Source organism: Ciceribacter ferrooxidans, from assembly GCF_004137355.1.
GTDB classification, from domain to species: domain Bacteria; phylum Pseudomonadota; class Alphaproteobacteria; order Rhizobiales; family Rhizobiaceae; genus Allorhizobium; species Allorhizobium ferrooxidans.
Genome location: NZ_SDVB01000094.1, coordinates 1 through 16,847, shown reverse-complemented (window position 1 = coordinate 16,847; position 16,847 = coordinate 1). Strand labels below are relative to the sequence as shown.

General features: G+C 63.3%; 17 protein-coding genes. 10 read left to right on the top strand and 7 right to left on the bottom strand.

The window, feature by feature from the left end:
• Positions 1-19 precede the first annotated feature (19 nt).
• The gene (repC, locus tag EUU22_RS02165; protein WP_129330476.1) at positions 20-1,306 is read left to right on the top strand and encodes a plasmid replication protein RepC; all 1,287 of its coding nucleotides are present in this window, start codon (positions 20-22) and stop codon (positions 1,304-1,306) included.
• Here repC and EUU22_RS02160 read toward each other — a convergent pair.
• The 3 genes from EUU22_RS02160 to EUU22_RS02155 all read right to left on the bottom strand — a co-directional run bounded on the left by EUU22_RS02160 (position 1,269) and on the right by EUU22_RS02155 (position 3,470).
• Positions 1,269-2,009, bottom strand: a complete 741-nt coding sequence (locus tag EUU22_RS02160) for a YoaK family protein (RefSeq protein WP_129330469.1) — start codon at positions 2,007-2,009, stop codon at positions 1,269-1,271. The two genes, repC and EUU22_RS02160, sit on opposite strands and share 38 nt — an antisense overlap.
• 143 nt (positions 2,010-2,152) lie before the next feature.
• Positions 2,153-2,296: a hypothetical protein gene (locus EUU22_RS25140; RefSeq protein ID WP_162699155.1), complete on the bottom strand. Its 144-nt coding sequence runs from the start codon at positions 2,294-2,296 to the stop codon at positions 2,153-2,155.
• A 217-nt stretch (positions 2,297-2,513) separates the two neighbouring features.
• Entirely contained in the window at positions 2,514-3,470 is a 957-nt protein-coding gene (locus EUU22_RS02155; protein WP_245484884.1) for a site-specific integrase, read from the bottom strand.
• Positions 3,471-3,629: 159 nt separating this feature from the next.
• On the opposite strand from EUU22_RS02155, the gene EUU22_RS02150 reads away from it, so the two are divergent.
• Both EUU22_RS02150 and scpB read left to right on the top strand, forming a co-directional pair.
• The gene (locus EUU22_RS02150) at positions 3,630-4,583 is read left to right on the top strand and encodes a DUF1403 family protein (RefSeq protein WP_245484883.1); all 954 of its coding nucleotides are present in this window, start codon (positions 3,630-3,632) and stop codon (positions 4,581-4,583) included.
• A 2-nt stretch (positions 4,584-4,585) separates the two neighbouring features.
• Entirely contained in the window at positions 4,586-5,290 is a 705-nt protein-coding gene (scpB, locus tag EUU22_RS02145) for an SMC-Scp complex subunit ScpB (protein ID WP_129330466.1), read from the top strand.
• Positions 5,291-5,332: 42 nt separating this feature from the next.
• On the opposite strand, the gene EUU22_RS02140 is transcribed toward scpB, so the two are convergent.
• The 4 genes from EUU22_RS02140 to EUU22_RS02125 are packed head-to-tail and all read right to left on the bottom strand — an operon-like array spanning position 5,333 to position 10,381.
• A complete protein-coding gene (locus EUU22_RS02140) occupies positions 5,333-5,866 on the bottom strand; it encodes a sarcosine oxidase subunit gamma family protein (RefSeq protein WP_129330465.1) in 534 nt (177 codons plus the stop codon).
• Positions 5,867-5,873: 7 nt separating this feature from the next.
• Entirely contained in the window at positions 5,874-8,843 is a 2,970-nt protein-coding gene (locus EUU22_RS02135; protein ID WP_129330464.1) for a sarcosine oxidase subunit alpha, read from the bottom strand.
• Complete coding sequence (locus tag EUU22_RS02130; protein WP_112691797.1) at positions 8,840-9,112, bottom strand: sarcosine oxidase subunit delta; 273 nt, start codon at positions 9,110-9,112, stop codon at positions 8,840-8,842. The genes EUU22_RS02135 and EUU22_RS02130 overlap by 4 nt, the downstream gene beginning before the upstream one ends.
• Positions 9,113-9,130: 18 nt before the next feature.
• The gene (locus EUU22_RS02125) at positions 9,131-10,381 is read right to left on the bottom strand and encodes a sarcosine oxidase subunit beta family protein (RefSeq protein WP_129330463.1); all 1,251 of its coding nucleotides are present in this window, start codon (positions 10,379-10,381) and stop codon (positions 9,131-9,133) included.
• A 92-nt stretch (positions 10,382-10,473) separates the two neighbouring features.
• On the opposite strand from EUU22_RS02125, the gene EUU22_RS02120 reads away from it, so the two are divergent.
• The 7 genes from EUU22_RS02120 to EUU22_RS02090 all read left to right on the top strand — a co-directional run.
• Entirely contained in the window at positions 10,474-11,508 is a 1,035-nt protein-coding gene (locus tag EUU22_RS02120) for a GlxA family transcriptional regulator (protein ID WP_129330462.1), read from the top strand.
• Entirely contained in the window at positions 11,492-12,145 is a 654-nt protein-coding gene (locus EUU22_RS02115; RefSeq protein WP_129330461.1) for a helix-turn-helix domain-containing protein, read from the top strand. The genes EUU22_RS02120 and EUU22_RS02115 overlap by 17 nt, the downstream gene beginning before the upstream one ends.
• A 94-nt stretch (positions 12,146-12,239) precedes the next feature.
• Positions 12,240-13,145, top strand: a complete 906-nt coding sequence (locus EUU22_RS02110) for a class II glutamine amidotransferase (protein ID WP_112691801.1) — start codon at positions 12,240-12,242, stop codon at positions 13,143-13,145.
• Positions 13,146-13,162: 17 nt separating this feature from the next.
• Positions 13,163-13,849: a GltB/FmdC/FwdC-like GXGXG domain-containing protein gene (locus EUU22_RS02105; protein ID WP_129330460.1), complete on the top strand. Its 687-nt coding sequence runs from the start codon at positions 13,163-13,165 to the stop codon at positions 13,847-13,849.
• 20 nt (positions 13,850-13,869) lie between these two features.
• Positions 13,870-15,198 (top strand): FMN-binding glutamate synthase family protein, encoded by a 1,329-nt coding sequence (locus tag EUU22_RS02100; RefSeq protein ID WP_129330459.1) that lies wholly within the window; start codon positions 13,870-13,872, stop codon positions 15,196-15,198.
• An 87-nt stretch (positions 15,199-15,285) separates the two neighbouring features.
• A complete protein-coding gene (gene glnT / locus EUU22_RS02095) occupies positions 15,286-16,593 on the top strand; it encodes a type III glutamate--ammonia ligase (protein WP_129330458.1) in 1,308 nt (435 codons plus the stop codon).
• Between the two features lie 86 nt (positions 16,594-16,679).
• A partial coding sequence (locus EUU22_RS02090) for an ACT domain-containing protein (RefSeq protein ID WP_342635399.1) occupies positions 16,680-16,847 on the top strand: 168 nt, incomplete at its 3' end.

Here is a 16,847-nt window from a genome sequence, read left to right as displayed (position 1 = left end):
CTGATCAAAGGTGAAAGAAATGGAACGTGGAAGTGTGACGACGCCTTTCGGGCGGCGGCCGATGACGCTCGCCTTGCTCAAAGGTCAGCTCGACATAGCAAGATCCTCAAACCCCAACGCAGTCGACAAGTGGCATGTCTTTCGTGATATCAGCGAGGCACGCGCCTTGCTGGGCCTCGGCGACAGAGCGCTCGCGGTGCTCCATGCGCTGCTTTCCTTTTACCCCGAGCAACAGCTCAGCGAGGGCGGACGCCTCGTCGTCTTTCCTTCGAATGCCCAGCTGAGCATCAGAGCCCACGGTATCGCCGGTTCCACGCTGCGCCGGCATCTCGCTGCCCTTGTCGATGCAGGGATCGTCATCCGCAAGGACAGCCCGAACGGAAAGCGCTTCGCCCGAAAGGACAGAAGCGGTGCAATCGAGCAGGCCTATGGCTTCAGCCTCGCGCCGCTCGTCGCCAGGGCCGAGGAGTTCGCGCAAATGGCCCAGCGCGTGGTCGCGGATCGCCAGCGCCTCCGTCTCCTTCGGGAGCGGTTCTCGCTCGCACGCAGGGACATCGCCAAACTGATGTCCGCCGCCATTGCCGCTGGACCTCCCGCTGATTGGCAAACACTCGAACAGCGTTTTCTGGAACTCTCCACCGTGATCGGACGTGCTTCCTCCGCTCCGGAACTCGAGGCCACGGTCCATGCTCTCGACGAATTTCGCATCTATCTCGTCAAACTGCTGGAAATCCATCTGAATTCCGAAAATTCGAGCACCAATGACCACCAGAATGAGCACCACATAGAGAATCCAGAATCCGATTCCATCAATGAATCTGAACGGGCTCCGGAAGCGCTGCCTGGAGAAAAATCGCCAAGTCACTTGACCGAGCTTCGAACTCGCCAGACCATCTTTCCTCTCAGTCTGGTGCTCAGGGCCTGCCCCGATATCACGATGTACGGTCCGGGAGGCACGATCGGCAGCTGGCGGGATCTGATCTCAGCAGCGATTGTTGTACGATCCATGCTCGGCGTCAGTCCCTCGGCCTATCAGGAAGCCTGCGAGGCTATGGGGCACGAGAATGCGGCAACCGTCATGGCCTGTATCCTCGAACGCGCCGGGCATATCAATACCGCCGGCGGCTATCTGAGAGACCTGACAGCGAAAGCGCGTCGTGGCGTCTTTTCGCTCGGCCCGATGCTCTCAGCACTTATGAAGGCGAGGGGTGATGCTCAATTGCACGGCGAGTCGCACGTCGCTGTTGCGAGACAACCAAACGAAAGGGTCAGGTCCAGCGTTGTCGAATCGATTGCAGATCGCTGACCAGCGGAAAGGCGGCAAAGAGCATGAGCGGCAACGCGAGAACCATCGCCGCAGGAATGCCGAACGTCTTGAAGAGCACCGCGCCGCAGATGCCGCCGATGAAGAAGAGGCTGATCAGGGTGGAAAGCAGGCCAAGTTTGTCGCGGTCTGCCATCACCGGTGGACGACCAAGGACCGCCGGGCTGTTTCGATAGAAGAGCTTGCCGATTTCGATCCCGACGTCCGTGACGAGACCGGTCACGTGGGTTGTTCGGATACGCGCGCCGGAGAGCTTGGTGATCATGGCATTCTGCAGACCCATGATGAAGCAGAGGAGGGCGACGGTAACGGCTGTCAGAACGCCGTCCAGCAGACCTGAAAGCCCGAAGGCCGCCATGGCCACAGCTTCGAAGGCGAGTGGCAAGGCATACTGGGAGTGAAGATCCCTGCGCTTTGCCCAGTTGATCAGGATTGCCGACGTAGCGGCGCCGAAAATGAAGGCCAGGAGCGCGAAGACGCCGCCGAGAAATAGCCCTACGTTTCCGAGAACGAGGTTGTCGGCCATCGACGAAACCATGCCGGACATGTGCGACGTGTATTGTTGGACTGCCATGAAGCCGCCGGCATTGGCCGCGCCCGCAACAAAGGTCAGGTAGAAGGCGAGATGGCGATCACTGGCTTCGGTCCGGTGACGATCGGCGAGACTTCTTATGTAGGCTTGCATGGAGTTGAACTGCGGCGGGCTTGAGGAACAGATGAGAAGCTATTGGCCAGCTGCAAGACTTGCAAGCGCTACCATCCGCGTAGATGGGGTGTCCGGCAAGAGCAGGGAAGGGCTTTCGACGACTGCGACCACCGATCGCACCATCAGGCGAGATAGGCGTAGTACGCCCAGATGAGAGCAAAGGCGAGACAGACGCCGACAAACAACAAGGCCCGCCGGGCAAACGGCTGCAGCTTCTTCTTTTCCTTCGGCTTCGGCGGTCGCTTGAACTCGATGACGTTGGACATGGCCATTCCTTCATTGACGCTTCGTTTGGACGAAGCGATCTCCTATACCCCAAAAGGGTTTACGATTGCTGGTGTGAACCGTCACAGTCTGCCTCACCGACCTTCGACATCAGCGACAAATCTCCGCCGCTGCCACGTTCCGACGAGAGGGGTGGTGACCGTCGCGTCGCTGGTGGCAGATCAGTTCGGCATAAGCATGGCCAATATGCGGTCGTCGTCAGCTGCCTGCGGACGTCCCCCTCACGTGTAGCGAGCGACTCGAAAACGGGTCGGCCGTTGGTGCTTCTGCACGATTGCCTCGCAAGCCCGCGGCCGACGCGGCGCGTTTGACAAGGCGTGCGACCTCCTGGTCGTGCAGGCGAGCCTTGCCGACTGTCTTGCCGCCACGGAGAACGCGGCGGAAAACTGGTCCCTTCGTGATCCTGCCGAGCCGGATCCAGGCCTCGAGGGCTGCCACGGCACAGGACAACTCGTTCGGCTGTCGCGCGATCTCTACTTCGCGCTGGCCGGTTCTGCCGGACAAGCTAACCACCAGCCCGCGGCGGCCAAAAGCGATCCAACCACGGGCGTCATCGCTCTCGTCCGGTCCGGCATCCAGCCCGGTGATCTCGCTCCGAGTGAGCCGACCGGCAAAGCCGAGGAGCAGGATCGCTCTGTCGCGCAGTCCTTTGAGGCTTCCGCGGTCGAGCGTCTCCAACATCAATGCAAGATCGGCCGGCGCCAGTGCCTGTTTGCGAGGCGCGGATGAACCGGTGCCGCGGCGGGCATCGGCGAGCGCCTCGGTGATCACCTGATCCTGGCGGGCAAGCGCGAACCCGCGTCGCGCGTAGTTCCATGAAAGCGAGGAGAGCCTCCGCTCGATCGTCGAAATCGAATTGGGCCTGCCGTCTGTGCGCCCAGCGCCGGAAGCGCAGGCGCGGATGTAGCTGCCGACCACCTGCGGATCGACGGGCAGGGGAGAGAGGCCCTCCCGGCGACACCACGCGGCAAAATGCTTCCAGTCGGATGCGTAGGCGCGACGCGTGTGGGCGGACGTCTGATCGCCGAGGTCGCTCGGCGTGGCAGCCGACCCTGTTGGCCGTGAGGTCGCATTCGGATCAAATGCCGAGGCATTCCGTAGACCTGCGTGCTCGGTTGGCCTATGTTTCTTAGCGCTGGTGTCTTTGTCAGGCATTTCTGCTGTCATCGGTCTCCGTTGCCATGACGATATATCCGGCATGACGGACGTACAAGTAACGACACCAGATTATCGTTCGTAAATAGGTGCCGGCAAGCTGTGCGCTTTTAGCGGAAGTGGTGTTTAAAAGCGCGCATTTGAGCTATGCTGCGTTCCATGGATTCGCTCGCTGATTCGTCGATCAATACTTCCTCTCGCGCTGCCGTCGTGCCGGCATGGGCACAGACGCGCGGGACCGTCGATAGCGAGGCGGATGCAGCCTTCATGGCCGGCTCGGCACTGACGACACTTTACGACCGTGTCCGCGAACCGCCCGTCTGGGCCGGATGTTGGCGCAAACGGCTGGCGCTCGCCTCGGCGCAGGCAGCCGTCCGCCTGACGGGCGGGAAGGAAGACGAAGCGGCACTCCGCGATGCGGTGTTTCTCTGCCCTCCAGGGGGAGATCCCGGGCCGGCGGGACGAGTCCTTGTCGCCTACAGGAGACTGGCATCACGCAAACCCGTGATGACCGATGTGCTGATCCGGGAAGTCGCGGATCTTCTCGCCATTCGCTGGGACGAGGCGCTCGCCGGCGTTCCGGGTCTCGTCGACGACCTGTTGCACTCGCGTCGTGCCGTGCCGTTTGTCATCGCCGAACTCGTTGAGCGAGTCGTCGCGATGCGGCCGGATGCCGAGGTGCTGGCATGGTGGCTGGCGGACTGGATGCTTGCGCGGCTCGTCCATCTGGGACTGCCGATTCCACTCTTTACACAGGCACGCTACGGGGCGGCGTTCCGGACCGCGAGTGGCAACGGCCGGCTCCGCGCAGGTGACGAGGGTTTCGCCCGTGCCGTCTGTCTGGCGCTTGCCTTGCAGGTATCGGATGCGCTGCGGCTTGCAACGGAGATCGAACGCCGAGCCGGCAACCTGATCGATGCAGCACCGAAGCTTCGGACGAAGGGTCGGGACGGCGTCGTTGAGAGACTGCTTTCGGACGATGCCATCGCAGCCTCGCTGCCGGGCACGGGGCTCTCCCGTTGGGCAGGCCGTCGGCTCTTCGAAAGGCTTGAGGCGTTTGGAGCCATCCGGGAGCTTTCCGGTCGTCCGACCTTCCGGATCTACGGGTTGTGACGATGGCCGACGCGACAACAGCCGAACGGACGACCAGCCGGCGCAAGAGCGGCGACGCGGGCCCCTTCGACCGCGAGCTCACGCATGCCACGCCTGCGGCGCGATGGCGCGAATGGATGATGCGGGTTGAGGCTGTCATCTTCGCTTCCACCGAGCCGGTCAGTCGCGAGACGCTTGCGCGCGTGGTCGGCGATGAGTGCAGCGTCGACCTCCTGATCGACGACCTTCGCGAGGAATTGCGTGATCGACCGTATGAGATCGTATCCGTTGCCGGCGGTTTCCAACACCGTACGAGGGTGAGCTATGGGCCGGCGATCCGCGCTGCGGCCGTTCCTACCCGTTCCGCCAGCGCCGCGCTCTCCCAGCATGAGGCGGCGGTGATCATGGCAGTCGGCTACTTCCAGCCGGTAACGCGCGGTGAGCTGTCGAAGATCTTCGGCAAGGAGATCTCCCGGGATACGATCGCCAGCCTGAAAACGGCGGGCTTTCTCGCTTCCGGCCCGCGAAGTCCCACGCCCGGCGCTCCTTACACCTATGTGACGACCAAGCATTTTCTCTCGGCCTTCGGCTTTGAGACGCTGCGGGACCTGCCCGATATGGAGGCACTCGAAGATGCCGGACTTCTCAACCGGTATGCGGAGGTTGACACCGATCGAGGCATGGACGCCCAGGACGGTGAGGACCTGATCGAGGACGGGGAAGTCTGACGGCACGAGGACGTCGCCGGTGCAAACCGATGTCGGGTCGACTTAGCTGAACTCGGCGCTCATCGCTTCGAGCTGTTCCCAGAGGCTTTCCGCGAAGCTGCGCAGTACCAGGACTTCGAAGGCGTCTGCGCCCGTGCGTGTCAGGTGGGCATTGATGTGGCCGACGAGCGTGGATGTCGCGTTGCCGATCGGGAAGGCGGTGAGCGAGAGATCCACCGCGGTGCCCTTGGCGAGGACGGCGGTCGCATTTTCGCCGGCGATCTCGATGCGTGCGCGGCCGTGACTCTGCTCGACGACGTCGCCGAACGGAGCGAGCGTTGCGAGGACTTCGGAGAGGTCGGCCGTTGAAAGCGGTCTGTCGCCAACCACGAACCACTGGCCCGGTGCCACGAAGCGCACGGCATGGGCTTGACTGCTGAGAGCCGCTCTGATCGCGGCGGAGATGTCGCCGTCAGAAGCCTTGCCGAGGATGTGCAGGACGCAGCCTTCAGGGAGAACCCGGAGCGTCATGCCCCTGCGTCTCGGGGTCGGCTTGCCGCCAAGTGCGCTGCGATAATGGAGCGGGAAATCGCGCATCGGAACCTCAGACTTTCAAGCGCTCGTTGGTCGGATCGAAGAAGACTGGATCACAAAGGCGGGCGGGGGTGTATTCGTCGCCCAGTCCATTCCAGACGAGAACCTCCTCGCCGTGGCGCGAGGCGCCGTGCTTGACGAGGGCAAGGCCGATGGTCGAGCCGACATGGGGCGAGAAGCAGCTGGAACTGACATAGCCCTGGTCGTTTTCCAGGATGGCGGCGGCGCCCTTTTTGAGGATGTGCGAGCCGCTGCGGAAAGTGGTGGCGGGGTCGAGCGGCTTGACGCCCACCAGTTGTGGCCGGTCCGGATCGTTCAGCCCCTCGCGCCCGAGCATGTGCTTGCCGATGAAATCGTCCTTGGCGGCCGAGACCATCTTGCCGAAACCGAGGTCGGCAGGCACGACCGTGCCATTGATCTCGTTGTGGGTGACGTGCCCCTTCTCGATGCGGAGCACGCCGAGCGCTTCGACGCCGTACGCACAGATACCGTGTTCCTTGCCCGCTTCCATCAGAGCGTCTGCGGTGCTCTCGCCATAGCCGGCCGGTACCGCCAGCTCGTAGGCCAGCTCGCCCGAAAACGAGATGCGGAAGAGACGGCCGGAAAGCCTGCCGCCGAAGAGGGAGACTTCCCGGACAGCCAAGAAGGGGAAGGCATCGTTGGAAATATCCTCGTCGACGATCGACTGAAGGATGAGGCGTGACCTCGGTCCGGCGATCGACATTTGCGCCCACTGGTCGGTGACGGAGGCGAGCCGGACGTCGAGCTCCGGCCACAGCACCTGGGCGCAGAATTCGAGATGGTTCATCACGCCCGCGGCATAGGCGGTGGTCGTCGTCACAAGGAAGCGACCTTTCTCGAGCCGGCTCACTGTGCCGTCATCGTAGATGAAGCCGTCCTCGCGCAGCATCAGACCGTAGCGCGCCCTGCCGACGGACAGGTTCAGAACGGAATTGGAATAGATGCGGTTCAGGAACTCCGCGGCATCGTTGCCTGTGATCTCGATCTTGCCGAGCATCGAGACGTCACAGAGCCCTGCATTGGATCGTACGGTCTTCACCTCGCGGTCGACGCTTTCGCGCCACGTCGTCTCGCCGGCGCGCGGGAACCAGCTCGATCGGTACCAGAGGCCGGTCTCGACGAATTGCGCATCGTTCTTCCTCGCCCAGTCATGCAGCGGCGACCGGCGTACCGGCTGGAAATGCCTTCCGTGCGATGTGCCGGCAAGTGCCCCGAAGGACACCGGCGTATAAAAGGGACGGAAGGTCGTGGTACCGACATCACCCGGAGAAATGCCGCGCGCCTCGGCGAGAAGGCCGATGGCGTTCACATTGGAGAGCTTGCCCTGGTCGGTCGCCATGCCGTTGGTCGTGTAGCGCTTGGCAAGCTCGACATGCCCGTAGCCCTCGCGGAGGGCGAGAGCAATGTCCCTGCGGTGAACGTCGTTCTGGTAATCGACGAAGGCCTTGCCCTTGATGCCGGGAACCGACCAGACGGGTTTCGTCGCGGGGGCGACGATATCTCCCTCGACAGCGCCGAACTCGGCCGCCTCCACTTTGAAGCCGAGGCCGGCGAGGAGGGCGGTCGCCTTGGCCGCGCCGGAGGCGAGGCAGGCGGAAAGGCCGGTGACCGCCGCCGCGGCGCCGGCGAGCGCGAGACCTCTGCGATCTTCCCTGACGACGAAGGCACCATTCTCATCCGACCATTCCGGTTTGCCGCCGCGCTGGCAGGCGAGATGAATGACCGGACTGAAGCCGCCGGACATCGCGAGTGCGTCGACGGAGAGCTTTTCCATTCGACCGTCTTTGAAGACGGTGATGGAGGAGAGCGCCTTGCCGCCTCGCGTATCCGAAACGTAACCGCCGTGCACGACGCGGGCCGGGCCGGAATAGGTGTCCGACGCTGCCCCGACGGTGCGGCTGTCGATGATGGCGGCGAGCGTGACGCCTGCCGCTTCGAGATCCCGTGCCAGGGCATAGCCGCTGTCGTTGGTCGTGAAGATTGCGACCCTCCGGCCCGGCGCGACACCGTAGCGGTTGAGATAGGTACGGACGGCGCCCGCCATCATGACGCCGGGAGTGTCGTTGCCGCCGAAAACGAGCGGCCGCTCTTCCGCGCCGGTAGCAAGGATCGCCTCCTTTGCCACGATGCGCCACAGCCGCTCGACCGGGAGATTGGGCTTCGGGTCGGCGACGTGCTTCTGCACACGCTCGACCGCGCCGAAGACATTGCCGTCGTACCAGCCGAAGGCTGTCGTCCGGGCAAGCACGACGACATTGGACAGGCTTTCCAGTTCGGCGAGCGTCGTGGAGACGAAGTCGGACGCCGGCGTTCCGCCGATCGTCGCGGTTTCGGCCAGCAGGCCGCCGCCGATGCGGGCGTTCTCGTCGAGAAGGATCACGCGGGCACCGGCACGGCCGGCGGTCAGCGCCGCCGCGAGGCCGGTCACGCCGCCGCCGATGACGAGCAGGTCGCAATGGGCCCACTGTTTCTCATAGAGGCCGGGATCGGTCTCGTAGCTGGCCTTGCCGAGCCCGGCGGCCTTGCGGATGAAGGGCTCGTAGAGCCTTTCCCAGAGCGCTGCCGGCCACATGAAGGTCTTGTAGTAGAACCCGGCGGAGAGGAAGGGTGATAGCAGGCTGTTGAAAGAGCCGATGTCGAAATCGAGCGAGGGCCAGCGGTTCTGGCTCTGTGCGACAAGACCCTGGTAGAGTTCCTGCATGGTGGCGCGGGTGTTGGGCTCGGTGCGGCCACCCTCTCCGATGGTCATCAGCGCGTTGGGTTCGGCGGCTCCTGCCGTCAAGACCCCGCGCGGACGATGATACTTGAACGAGCGCCCCATCAACATTCGACCGTTGGCGAGCAGCGCCGAGGCGAGGCTGTCACCTTCGAACCCGATATAAGGTTTATCGTCGACGGTGAACGAGAGTGGCCTGGACCGGTCGACGAGACCGCCTTCGGCGAGACGATAGGAGGTCATTCGGCGGCTTCCTTCCTTGAGGCCGCGTCTCGCGCACCTTCGATCTCGTGGGTGGCGGTGTCGCGGGTCACGACCAGCCAGCGCCGGCAGCCGGACGTATGGTGCCAATATTCGTCATAACGGCCGCGCGGGTTCTCCCGGAGATAGACGTAGTCGAACCATGCGTCGGCGCTCGCATCCGGAGTGGGGCGGGCGAGCGCGGCGCCCTTCACCGTGAATTCTTCCTTCGGTCTCTGGCCGCAGTGGGGGCAGGGGATGAGGCTTGCCATCGTCGTTCTCCCGGAAAATCAGTGGAGGTTCGGCTGGGCGCCCTGGCCCTTCTCGTCGACGAGGTAGCCGCGCGCGAAGCGATCGAGACGCATCTCGCGCGTCACTTGGTGTGGCTCGTCTTTCGCGATCAGATGGGCGAAGCAGAAGCCGGAGCCAGGCGTCGCCTTGAAACCGCCGTAGCACCAGCCGGCATTGAGATAGAGGTTGTCGATGGGCGTGCGGTCGATGATCGGCGTGCCGTCCATACTCATGTCCATGATGCCGCCCCAGGCGCGAAGCACCCGCACGCGGGAAAGGGCCGGGATCATCGCCTTGCCGGCTTCGACCACATGTTCCACGGTCGCAAGATTGCCGCGCTGGGCATAGGAATTGTAGCCGTCGATGTCGCCGCCGAAGACGAGGCCGCCCTTGTCCGACTGCGAGACGTAGAAATGGCCCGCGCCGAAGGTGACGACGCAATCGATGAAGGGTTTCAGTCCCTCCGACACGAAGGCCTGGAGGACATGGCTCTCGATCGGCAGCTTCATGTCCACCATCTCGGCAACGCGGGAGGAATTGCCGGCGACCGCCACCGCGAGCTTGCCGCAGCCGATGAAACCCCTGGAGGTCTCGACCCCCGTCACCTTGCCGTTGTCGCGGCGGATCGCGGTCACCTCGCAATTCTGGATGATGTCGACACCCATGGCGTCGGCGCCGCGTGCGTAACCCCAGGCGACGCCGTCGTGCCGCACCGTGCCGCCGCGGCGCTGTAGGAGGCCGCCCTTTATCGGGAAGCGGGCGTTGTCGAAATCGAGGAAGGGCAGCATTGTCCGCACTTGCGCCCTGTCGAGCAGGTCCGCATCCACCCCGTGCAGGCGCATGGCGTTGCCGCGCCGGGTATAGGCGTCACGCTGTGCGTCGGAATGGCAGAGGTTCAACACGCCGCGCTGCGAGACCATGGCATTGAAGTTGAAGTCCTGTTCCAGGCCCTCCCACAGCTTCATCGACAGCTCGTAGAACGGGTTGTTGCCCGGCAGCAGGTAGTTCGACCGGATGATCGTCGTGTTGCGACCGACATTGCCCGAGCCGACATAACTCTTCTCGAGAACCGCGACGTTGCGGATGCCGAAGGCCTTCGCAAGGTAATAGGCCGTCGCCAGGCCGTGACCGCCACCGCCGACGATCACGACATCGTAATGCGGCTTGGGCGCCGGCTCCCGCCAGGCCGGCTTCCACGATGCATTGCCGCGCAATCCGTTGAGCAGAATTGAGAAAGCTGAATAGCGCATGGCGTCTAGAATCCTTCCGATGTGACGGGAGCTTAGACCGGGCGCGCCGGGTCGCATTGCGTCATGGGGACATAATGATGTAGGAACGGGCCATGGCTCATTCCGAACCGCGCGGCAGTCAGAGGATCGGCTTTCTCCTCATCCCGAATTTTGCGCTGATGTCTTTCGCCTCGGCGACGGAGCCCTTGCGTGCGGCGAACCTGATCAGTGGCGTCGATCTTTACGAGGTCGTGGCGCTGTCCATGGACGGGCGACCGGTGACGAGTTCGTCGGGGACGGCTTTCGAGTGTCAACCTCTCGAGAAGGCCGGCGGGACCTGCAACATGGTCTTCGTCGTTGCCGGTGGTGGTCCCCGGGACTGGGCGCTGTCTGAGGCGGACTTCGGAAGGCTGAGACGCTTGCCCCGTCTGGGCATCCGTGTCGGCGGCATTTCGAGCGGTGCCTACGTGCTGGCGGCGGCCGGCCTGCTCGACAATCGCGACTTCACCATCCACTGGGAACACGCGCCGGTGCTGCGTGAGGCTTTCGGCCATCTCACCCCCCGCCATGCGCGCTACGTCATTGATGGAGACCGGATCACCTGCGCCGGCGGGATTGCACCCCTCGACATGATGCACGCCCTGATCGGCGAGCGCATGGGGTCCCATTTCGCCCGCCGCGTTTCCGACTGGTACCTGCACACGGCCGTCGCGGAGCCGGAAGCGCCCCAGCGCGGTTCGTCCGCCGAGCGGTTCGGGACCCATCATCCGGTTCTGCTCGCCGTCCTGGAGAAGATGGAGGCGAGCATCGAACAGCCGCTCGGCCGGGCCGCCATGGCGCGTTTTGCCGGAACGAGCGTGCGCCACCTCGACCGGTTGTTTGCCGCGCACATGGAAGAAGGTTTTCTGGACACCTATCGCCGGATCCGGCTGACCCATGCGCGTCGGCTCGTTGAACAGAGCCCCTTGTCCATCTTGGAGGTGGCGTTTGCCTCGGGTTTTTCGAGCGCCGGCCATTTCTCCAACGCGTTCAAGATATTATTCGGCACCACGCCGGCTGCCTTGCGGCGGAACGTTCATAAAGTTCAAGATACGCTATCCTGCCAGACAGAGGACAAGCGGAGGAAGATGCATGACGAGAGAAGATAAGCGCGTCCTTTCGCAGGATCCCCATGCGGTTCGCGAGCCGCGGGAAAACAACCTCGAAATGGCCATCGGCCATGAGGTCCGGACCTTTCGCAAGAAGCTCGGCATTACCGTTGCCGATCTCGCGGCATCGACGGGCATGTCGATCGGCATGTTGTCGAAGATCGAGACCGGCAACACGTCGCCTTCGCTGACGACGCTGCAGACCCTGTCGCGGGCGCTCGGCGTGCCGATCACCGCCTTCTTTCGCCGCTTCGAGGAACCCCGCAGCGCGACCTTCGTCAAGGCAGGCGAGGGGGTCAACATGGAGCGCCGCGGCACCCGCGCCGGCCACCAATACAGTCTCCTCGGCCACATCGAGAACAATACCAGTGGGGTCATGGTCGAACCCTATCTGATCACGCTGACCAAGGATTCGGATGTCTTTCCGACTTTCCAGCACGAAGGCATGGAGTTTCTCTACATGCTGGAAGGCGAGGTCGTCTATCGCCACGGGGAGCAGCTCTACCGGATGCAGCCGGGCGACAGCCTGTTCTTCGATGCCGACGCACCGCACGGACCCGAAGAACTCGTGACATTGCCGGCGCGCTATCTGTCGATCATTTCCTACCCGCAGAACCGACCCGGGTCGGAAGGATAAGTTTAATGTAAGGAAAAAAATATTCCTGTGTGTTGATGTTCGAATAGCCGTGTGATAGCTCTACCTCCGTAACCTGAACGGAGAGGTAGTCGTCATGTGCGGCATTGTTGGACTGTTCCTGAAGGATCCGGGTCTCGAACCGCAGCTGGGTGCGCTGCTGTCGGACATGTTGATCACGATGACCGATCGCGGTCCCGATTCCGCCGGTATCGCGATCTACGGAACGGTCGAGCCCGGCCGGGCGAAGGTAACCGTACAGTCAGCCGACCCGGCGGTCGACTTCGCCGGACTCGAAAAGGGCCTGGTGACGGCCGGCGTCTCGGCAAAGGTCCAGGTCAAGAGTACCCACGCTGTCATCGACATACCGGCGGAGAGGCTTGCCGACATCCGCGGCGTGCTTGCGTCGGTTCGCCCCGCGGTTCGCGTGATGGGAGCGGGCGAAAGCGTCGAGATCTACAAGGAAACGGGTCTTCCGAAGGATGTCGTTGCGCGTTTCGACGTGCGCTCCATGGGTGGCACTCACGGCATCGGGCACACCCGCATGGCGACGGAAAGCGCTGTAACGACGCTCGGTGCCCATCCCTTTTCCACCGGAGCCGACCAGTGTCTCGTGCACAATGGCTCGCTTTCCAACCACAACAACCTGCGCCGTGAACTGACAAGGGTCGGCATGACCTTCGAGACGCAGAACGACTCCGAGGTCGCTGCCGCCTACCTCACGGCCGAGATGGCCGGTGGCAAGGACCTCGGAGAGGCGCTGACCAGCGCGCTCGACGACCTCGACGGCTTCTTCACTTTCGTCGTCGGCACCAGATCGGGCTTCGGCGTGGTGCGGGATCCGATCGCCTGCAAGCCCGCGGTCATGGCCGAGACCGACCAGTACGTTGCCTTCGGCTCCGAATACCGGGCTCTCGTCAATCTTCCGGGCATCGAGAACGCCCGCGTCTGGGAGCCGGAGCCGGCGACCGTCTACTTCTGGGATCACAGCCAGGCTGCCTGACCAATCGAGGAAACATGATGCCCACGTTCGATCTCTCCATCCAGCCGCTCCGGGAGCTCAATCAAGCACTGCGCAACCTCGGTGCAGGCGCCAACGACGACGTTTTCGAGGTGGTCAATCCGCGCGGCAGCCACGCGGTTGCCGTCGGCATCGATGCTCCCGTCACCGTCGAGGTGAAGGGCTCGGTCGGATACTACTGCGCCGGCATGAATGACGGCGGTGCGGTCACCGTCCATGGTTCGGCCGGCCCGGGCGTCGCCGAAAACATGATGTCGGGAACCGTCGTCATCGAGGGCGACGCCTCGCAATATGCCGGTGCGACCGGCCGTGGCGGTCTTCTCATCATCAAGGGCAATGCAGCCTCGCGCTGCGGCATCTCCATGAAGGGGATCGATATCGTCGTGCACGGCAATATCGGACACATGTCGGCCTTCATGGCGCAGTCGGGTCATCTGGTGGTCTGTGGCGATGCCGGCGATGCGCTGGGCGACAGCCTCTACGAGGCGAAGCTCTTCGTGCGTGGCAACGTCAAGAGCCTCGGCGCCGATTGCATCGAGAAGGAGATGCGTTCCGAGCATCTCGAAGCGCTGGCGGAACTCCTGGAAAAAGCTGGCGTCACCGGCGTCAAGCCGGAGGAGTTCAAACGCTACGGCTCTGCCCGCAAGCTCTACAATTTCAACATCGACAACGCTGACGCGTACTGATCCGGCGAAGGGCAAGACAAATGAGCTATCACAATCCCCATACGCCGCCGCGCAAATCCGCCACCTTCGACGACTATACGCTGGCCGAGATCCGCCGCGCCGCCGCCACCGGCATCTATGACATTCGTGGAGGCGGCACAAAACGCAAGGTGCCACACTTCGACGATCTTCTCTTCCTCGGAGCGTCCATCTCCCGCTACCCGCTGGAGGGATATCGCGAGCGTTGCGATACCTCCGTCGTGCTCGGCACGCGCTTCGCCAGGAAGCCAATCGAGCTGAAGATCCCGATCACCATCGCCGGCATGAGCTTCGGTGCGCTTTCCGGCAACGCCAAGGAAGCACTGGGGCGGGGTGCGACCGCGGCGGGGACCTCGACGACCACCGGCGACGGCGGCATGACCGACGAGGAGCGCGGCCATTCGCAGACGCTCGTCTATCAATACTTGCCGTCGCGGTACGGCATGAACCCGAAGGATCTGCGCCGCGCCGACGCGATCGAGGTCGTGGTCGGGCAGGGCGCCAAGCCGGGCGGCGGCGGCATGCTGCTCGGCCAGAAGATTTCCGACCGTGTCGCCAACATGCGCAACCTGCCGAAAGGCATCGATCAGCGGTCCGCCTGCCGCCATCCGGACTGGACCGGTCCCGACGATCTGGAAATCAAGATCCTCGAACTTCGCGAGATCACCGACTGGGAAAAGCCGATCTATGTGAAGGTCGGCGGCGCGCGCCCCTATTACGATACGGCGCTCGCGGTGAAGGCGGGCGCCGACGTCGTGGTGCTCGACGGCATGCAGGGCGGTACGGCCGCAACGCAGGACGTCTTCATCGAACATGTCGGCATGCCGACGCTCGCCTGCATCCGCCCGGCGGTTCAGGCGCTGCAGGATCTCGGCATGCACCGCAAGGTTCAATTGATTGTCTCGGGGGGCATCCGTTCAGGCGCCGATGTCGCCAAGGCGCTCGCCCTCGGTGCCGACGCCGTTGCGATCGGCACGGCGGCGCTGGTTGCGATCGGCGACAACGATCCGAAGTGGGAAGAGGAATATCAGAAGCTCGGTACCACCGCCGGCGCCTATGACGACTGGCACGAAGGCAAGGACCCGGCCGGCATCACGACGCAGGATCCGGACCTGATGCACCGCCTGGACCCGGTGGTCGCCGGCCGAAGACTGGCAAACTACCTCAAGGTGATGACCCTCGAAGCCCAGACGATCGCCCGCGCCTGCGGCAAGAACCATGTCCACAACCTGGAACCGGAAGATCTCGTCGCCCTGACGATGGAAGCGGCCGCCATGGCGCAGGTGCCGCTTGCCGGAACGAACTGGTACCCGGGCAAGGGCGGTTTCTAAAACCCGAATGGCCGCATCCGACTCCCACGGATGCGGCCATTCTTCTTTCAACGAATGTGTCTCAATCCATAAAAACAGGGGAACGACGTGACACAGGATCTTGCAAGCTTCGCTGCGGAGCGGGGCATCCGATACTTTATGATCAGCTACACAGACCTGTTCGGCGTCCAGCGTGCCAAGCTCGTGCCGACCGAGGCGATCGCCGAGATGCAGGAGGGCGGCGCAGGCTTCGCCGGCTTTGCGACTTGGCTCGACCTGACGCCCGCGCACCCCGATCTTTTCGCCATGCCGGATCCCTCCTCCGTCATCCAGCTTCCCTGGAAGAAGGAGGTGGCATGGGTCGCCGCCGACTGCGCCATGGACGAGAAGCCAGTGGCCCAGGCGCCGCGCGTCGTGCTCAAGAAGCTGGTGGGCGAGGCGGCCAAACAGGGCCTGCGCGTCAAGACGGGCGTGGAACCCGAATTTTTTCTGATTTCGGCAGAGGGCTCGGCGATATCCGACCCGTTCGATGCGGCCGAGAAGCCCTGCTACGACCAGCAGGCCCTCATGCGCCGCTATGACGTGATCGCCGAAATCTGCGACTACATGCTCGAACTCGGCTGGAAGCCGTACCAGAACGACCATGAGGACGCGAACGGCCAGTTCGAGATGAACTGGGAATATGACGACGCCCTCAATACCGCCGACAAGCACTCTTTCTTCAAATTCATGGTCAAGTCCGTCGCCGAGAAGCACGGGTTGCGCGCGACCTTCATGCCGAAGCCGTTCAAGGGACTTACGGGCAACGGCTGCCACGCGCATATTTCCGTCTGGGATCTGGACGGAAAGGTGAACGCCTTTGCCGATGCCGACATGCCTTTCGGTTTGTCTGCGCAGGGCAAGACCTTTCTCGGCGGCATCATGCGGCACGCCGCAGCACTCGCCGCGGTCACCAACCCGACCGTCAACTCCTATAAGCGCATCAATGCGCCCCGCACCGTTTCGGGCGCGACCTGGGCGCCGGATACCGTTACGTGGACCGGCAACAACCGCACCCATATGGTGCGCGTGCCGGGACCGGGCCGTTTCGAGCTTCGCCTGCCGGACGGCGCGGTCAACCCCTATCTGCTGCAGGCGATCATCATCGCGGCCGGACTTTCCGGCATGCGCGGCAATGCCGACCCCGGGCCGCACTACGACATCGACATGTATCGCGACGGACACACGGTGAAGGATGCTCCGAGGCTTCCGCTCAACCTGCTCGACGCGCTTCGCGAGTACGAGAAGGACGCGGCCCTGCAGGAGGCGCTCGGCGCGGAGTTTTCGGCTGCCTATATCAAGATGAAGCGCGGCGAATGGAATGCCTATTGCTCCCAGTTCACGTCGTGGGAGCACGAGACGACCCTCGACATATGAATGATCCCGTCTAGAAGCGAGCAAATGGACCCCGAGGCCCGCTTCGGGGTCGCATTGTCGATGTCGCGGGTGAAGGAATGAGCGAAATGAATTTTGTCCTGACGGTTTCGTGCAAGTCGACCCGCGGCATTGTCGCGGCGATATCGGGCTATCTTGCCGGAAAGGGCTGCAACATCGTCGACTCCTCGCAGTTCGACGATCTCGACACCGGCAAGTTCTTCATGCGGGTCAGCTTCATTTCGGAAGAGGGTGCC

What these genes read in the sequence shown, in the direction of transcription:
- repC (WP_129330476.1), top strand. Translation starts at nt 20, where the DNA reads ATGGAACGTGGAAGTGTGACGACGCCTTTCGGGCGGCGGCCGATGACG.
- EUU22_RS02160 (WP_129330469.1), bottom strand. Translation starts at nt 2,009, where the DNA reads ATGCAAGCCTACATAAGAAGTCTCGCCGATCGTCACCGGACCGAAGCC.
- EUU22_RS25140 (WP_162699155.1), bottom strand. Translation starts at nt 2,296, where the DNA reads ATGTCCAACGTCATCGAGTTCAAGCGACCGCCGAAGCCGAAGGAAAAG.
- EUU22_RS02155 (WP_245484884.1), bottom strand. Translation starts at nt 3,470, where the DNA reads ATGCCTGACAAAGACACCAGCGCTAAGAAACATAGGCCAACCGAGCAC.
- EUU22_RS02150 (WP_245484883.1), top strand. Translation starts at nt 3,630, where the DNA reads ATGGATTCGCTCGCTGATTCGTCGATCAATACTTCCTCTCGCGCTGCC.
- scpB (WP_129330466.1), top strand. Translation starts at nt 4,586, where the DNA reads ATGGCCGACGCGACAACAGCCGAACGGACGACCAGCCGGCGCAAGAGC.
- EUU22_RS02140 (WP_129330465.1), bottom strand. Translation starts at nt 5,866, where the DNA reads ATGCGCGATTTCCCGCTCCATTATCGCAGCGCACTTGGCGGCAAGCCG.
- EUU22_RS02135 (WP_129330464.1), bottom strand. Translation starts at nt 8,843, where the DNA reads ATGACCTCCTATCGTCTCGCCGAAGGCGGTCTCGTCGACCGGTCCAGG.
- EUU22_RS02130 (WP_112691797.1), bottom strand. Translation starts at nt 9,112, where the DNA reads ATGGCAAGCCTCATCCCCTGCCCCCACTGCGGCCAGAGACCGAAGGAA.
- EUU22_RS02125 (WP_129330463.1), bottom strand. Translation starts at nt 10,381, where the DNA reads ATGCGCTATTCAGCTTTCTCAATTCTGCTCAACGGATTGCGCGGCAAT.
- EUU22_RS02120 (WP_129330462.1), top strand. Translation starts at nt 10,474, where the DNA reads ATGGCTCATTCCGAACCGCGCGGCAGTCAGAGGATCGGCTTTCTCCTC.
- EUU22_RS02115 (WP_129330461.1), top strand. Translation starts at nt 11,492, where the DNA reads ATGACGAGAGAAGATAAGCGCGTCCTTTCGCAGGATCCCCATGCGGTT.
- EUU22_RS02110 (WP_112691801.1), top strand. Translation starts at nt 12,240, where the DNA reads ATGTGCGGCATTGTTGGACTGTTCCTGAAGGATCCGGGTCTCGAACCG.
- EUU22_RS02105 (WP_129330460.1), top strand. Translation starts at nt 13,163, where the DNA reads ATGCCCACGTTCGATCTCTCCATCCAGCCGCTCCGGGAGCTCAATCAA.
- EUU22_RS02100 (WP_129330459.1), top strand. Translation starts at nt 13,870, where the DNA reads ATGAGCTATCACAATCCCCATACGCCGCCGCGCAAATCCGCCACCTTC.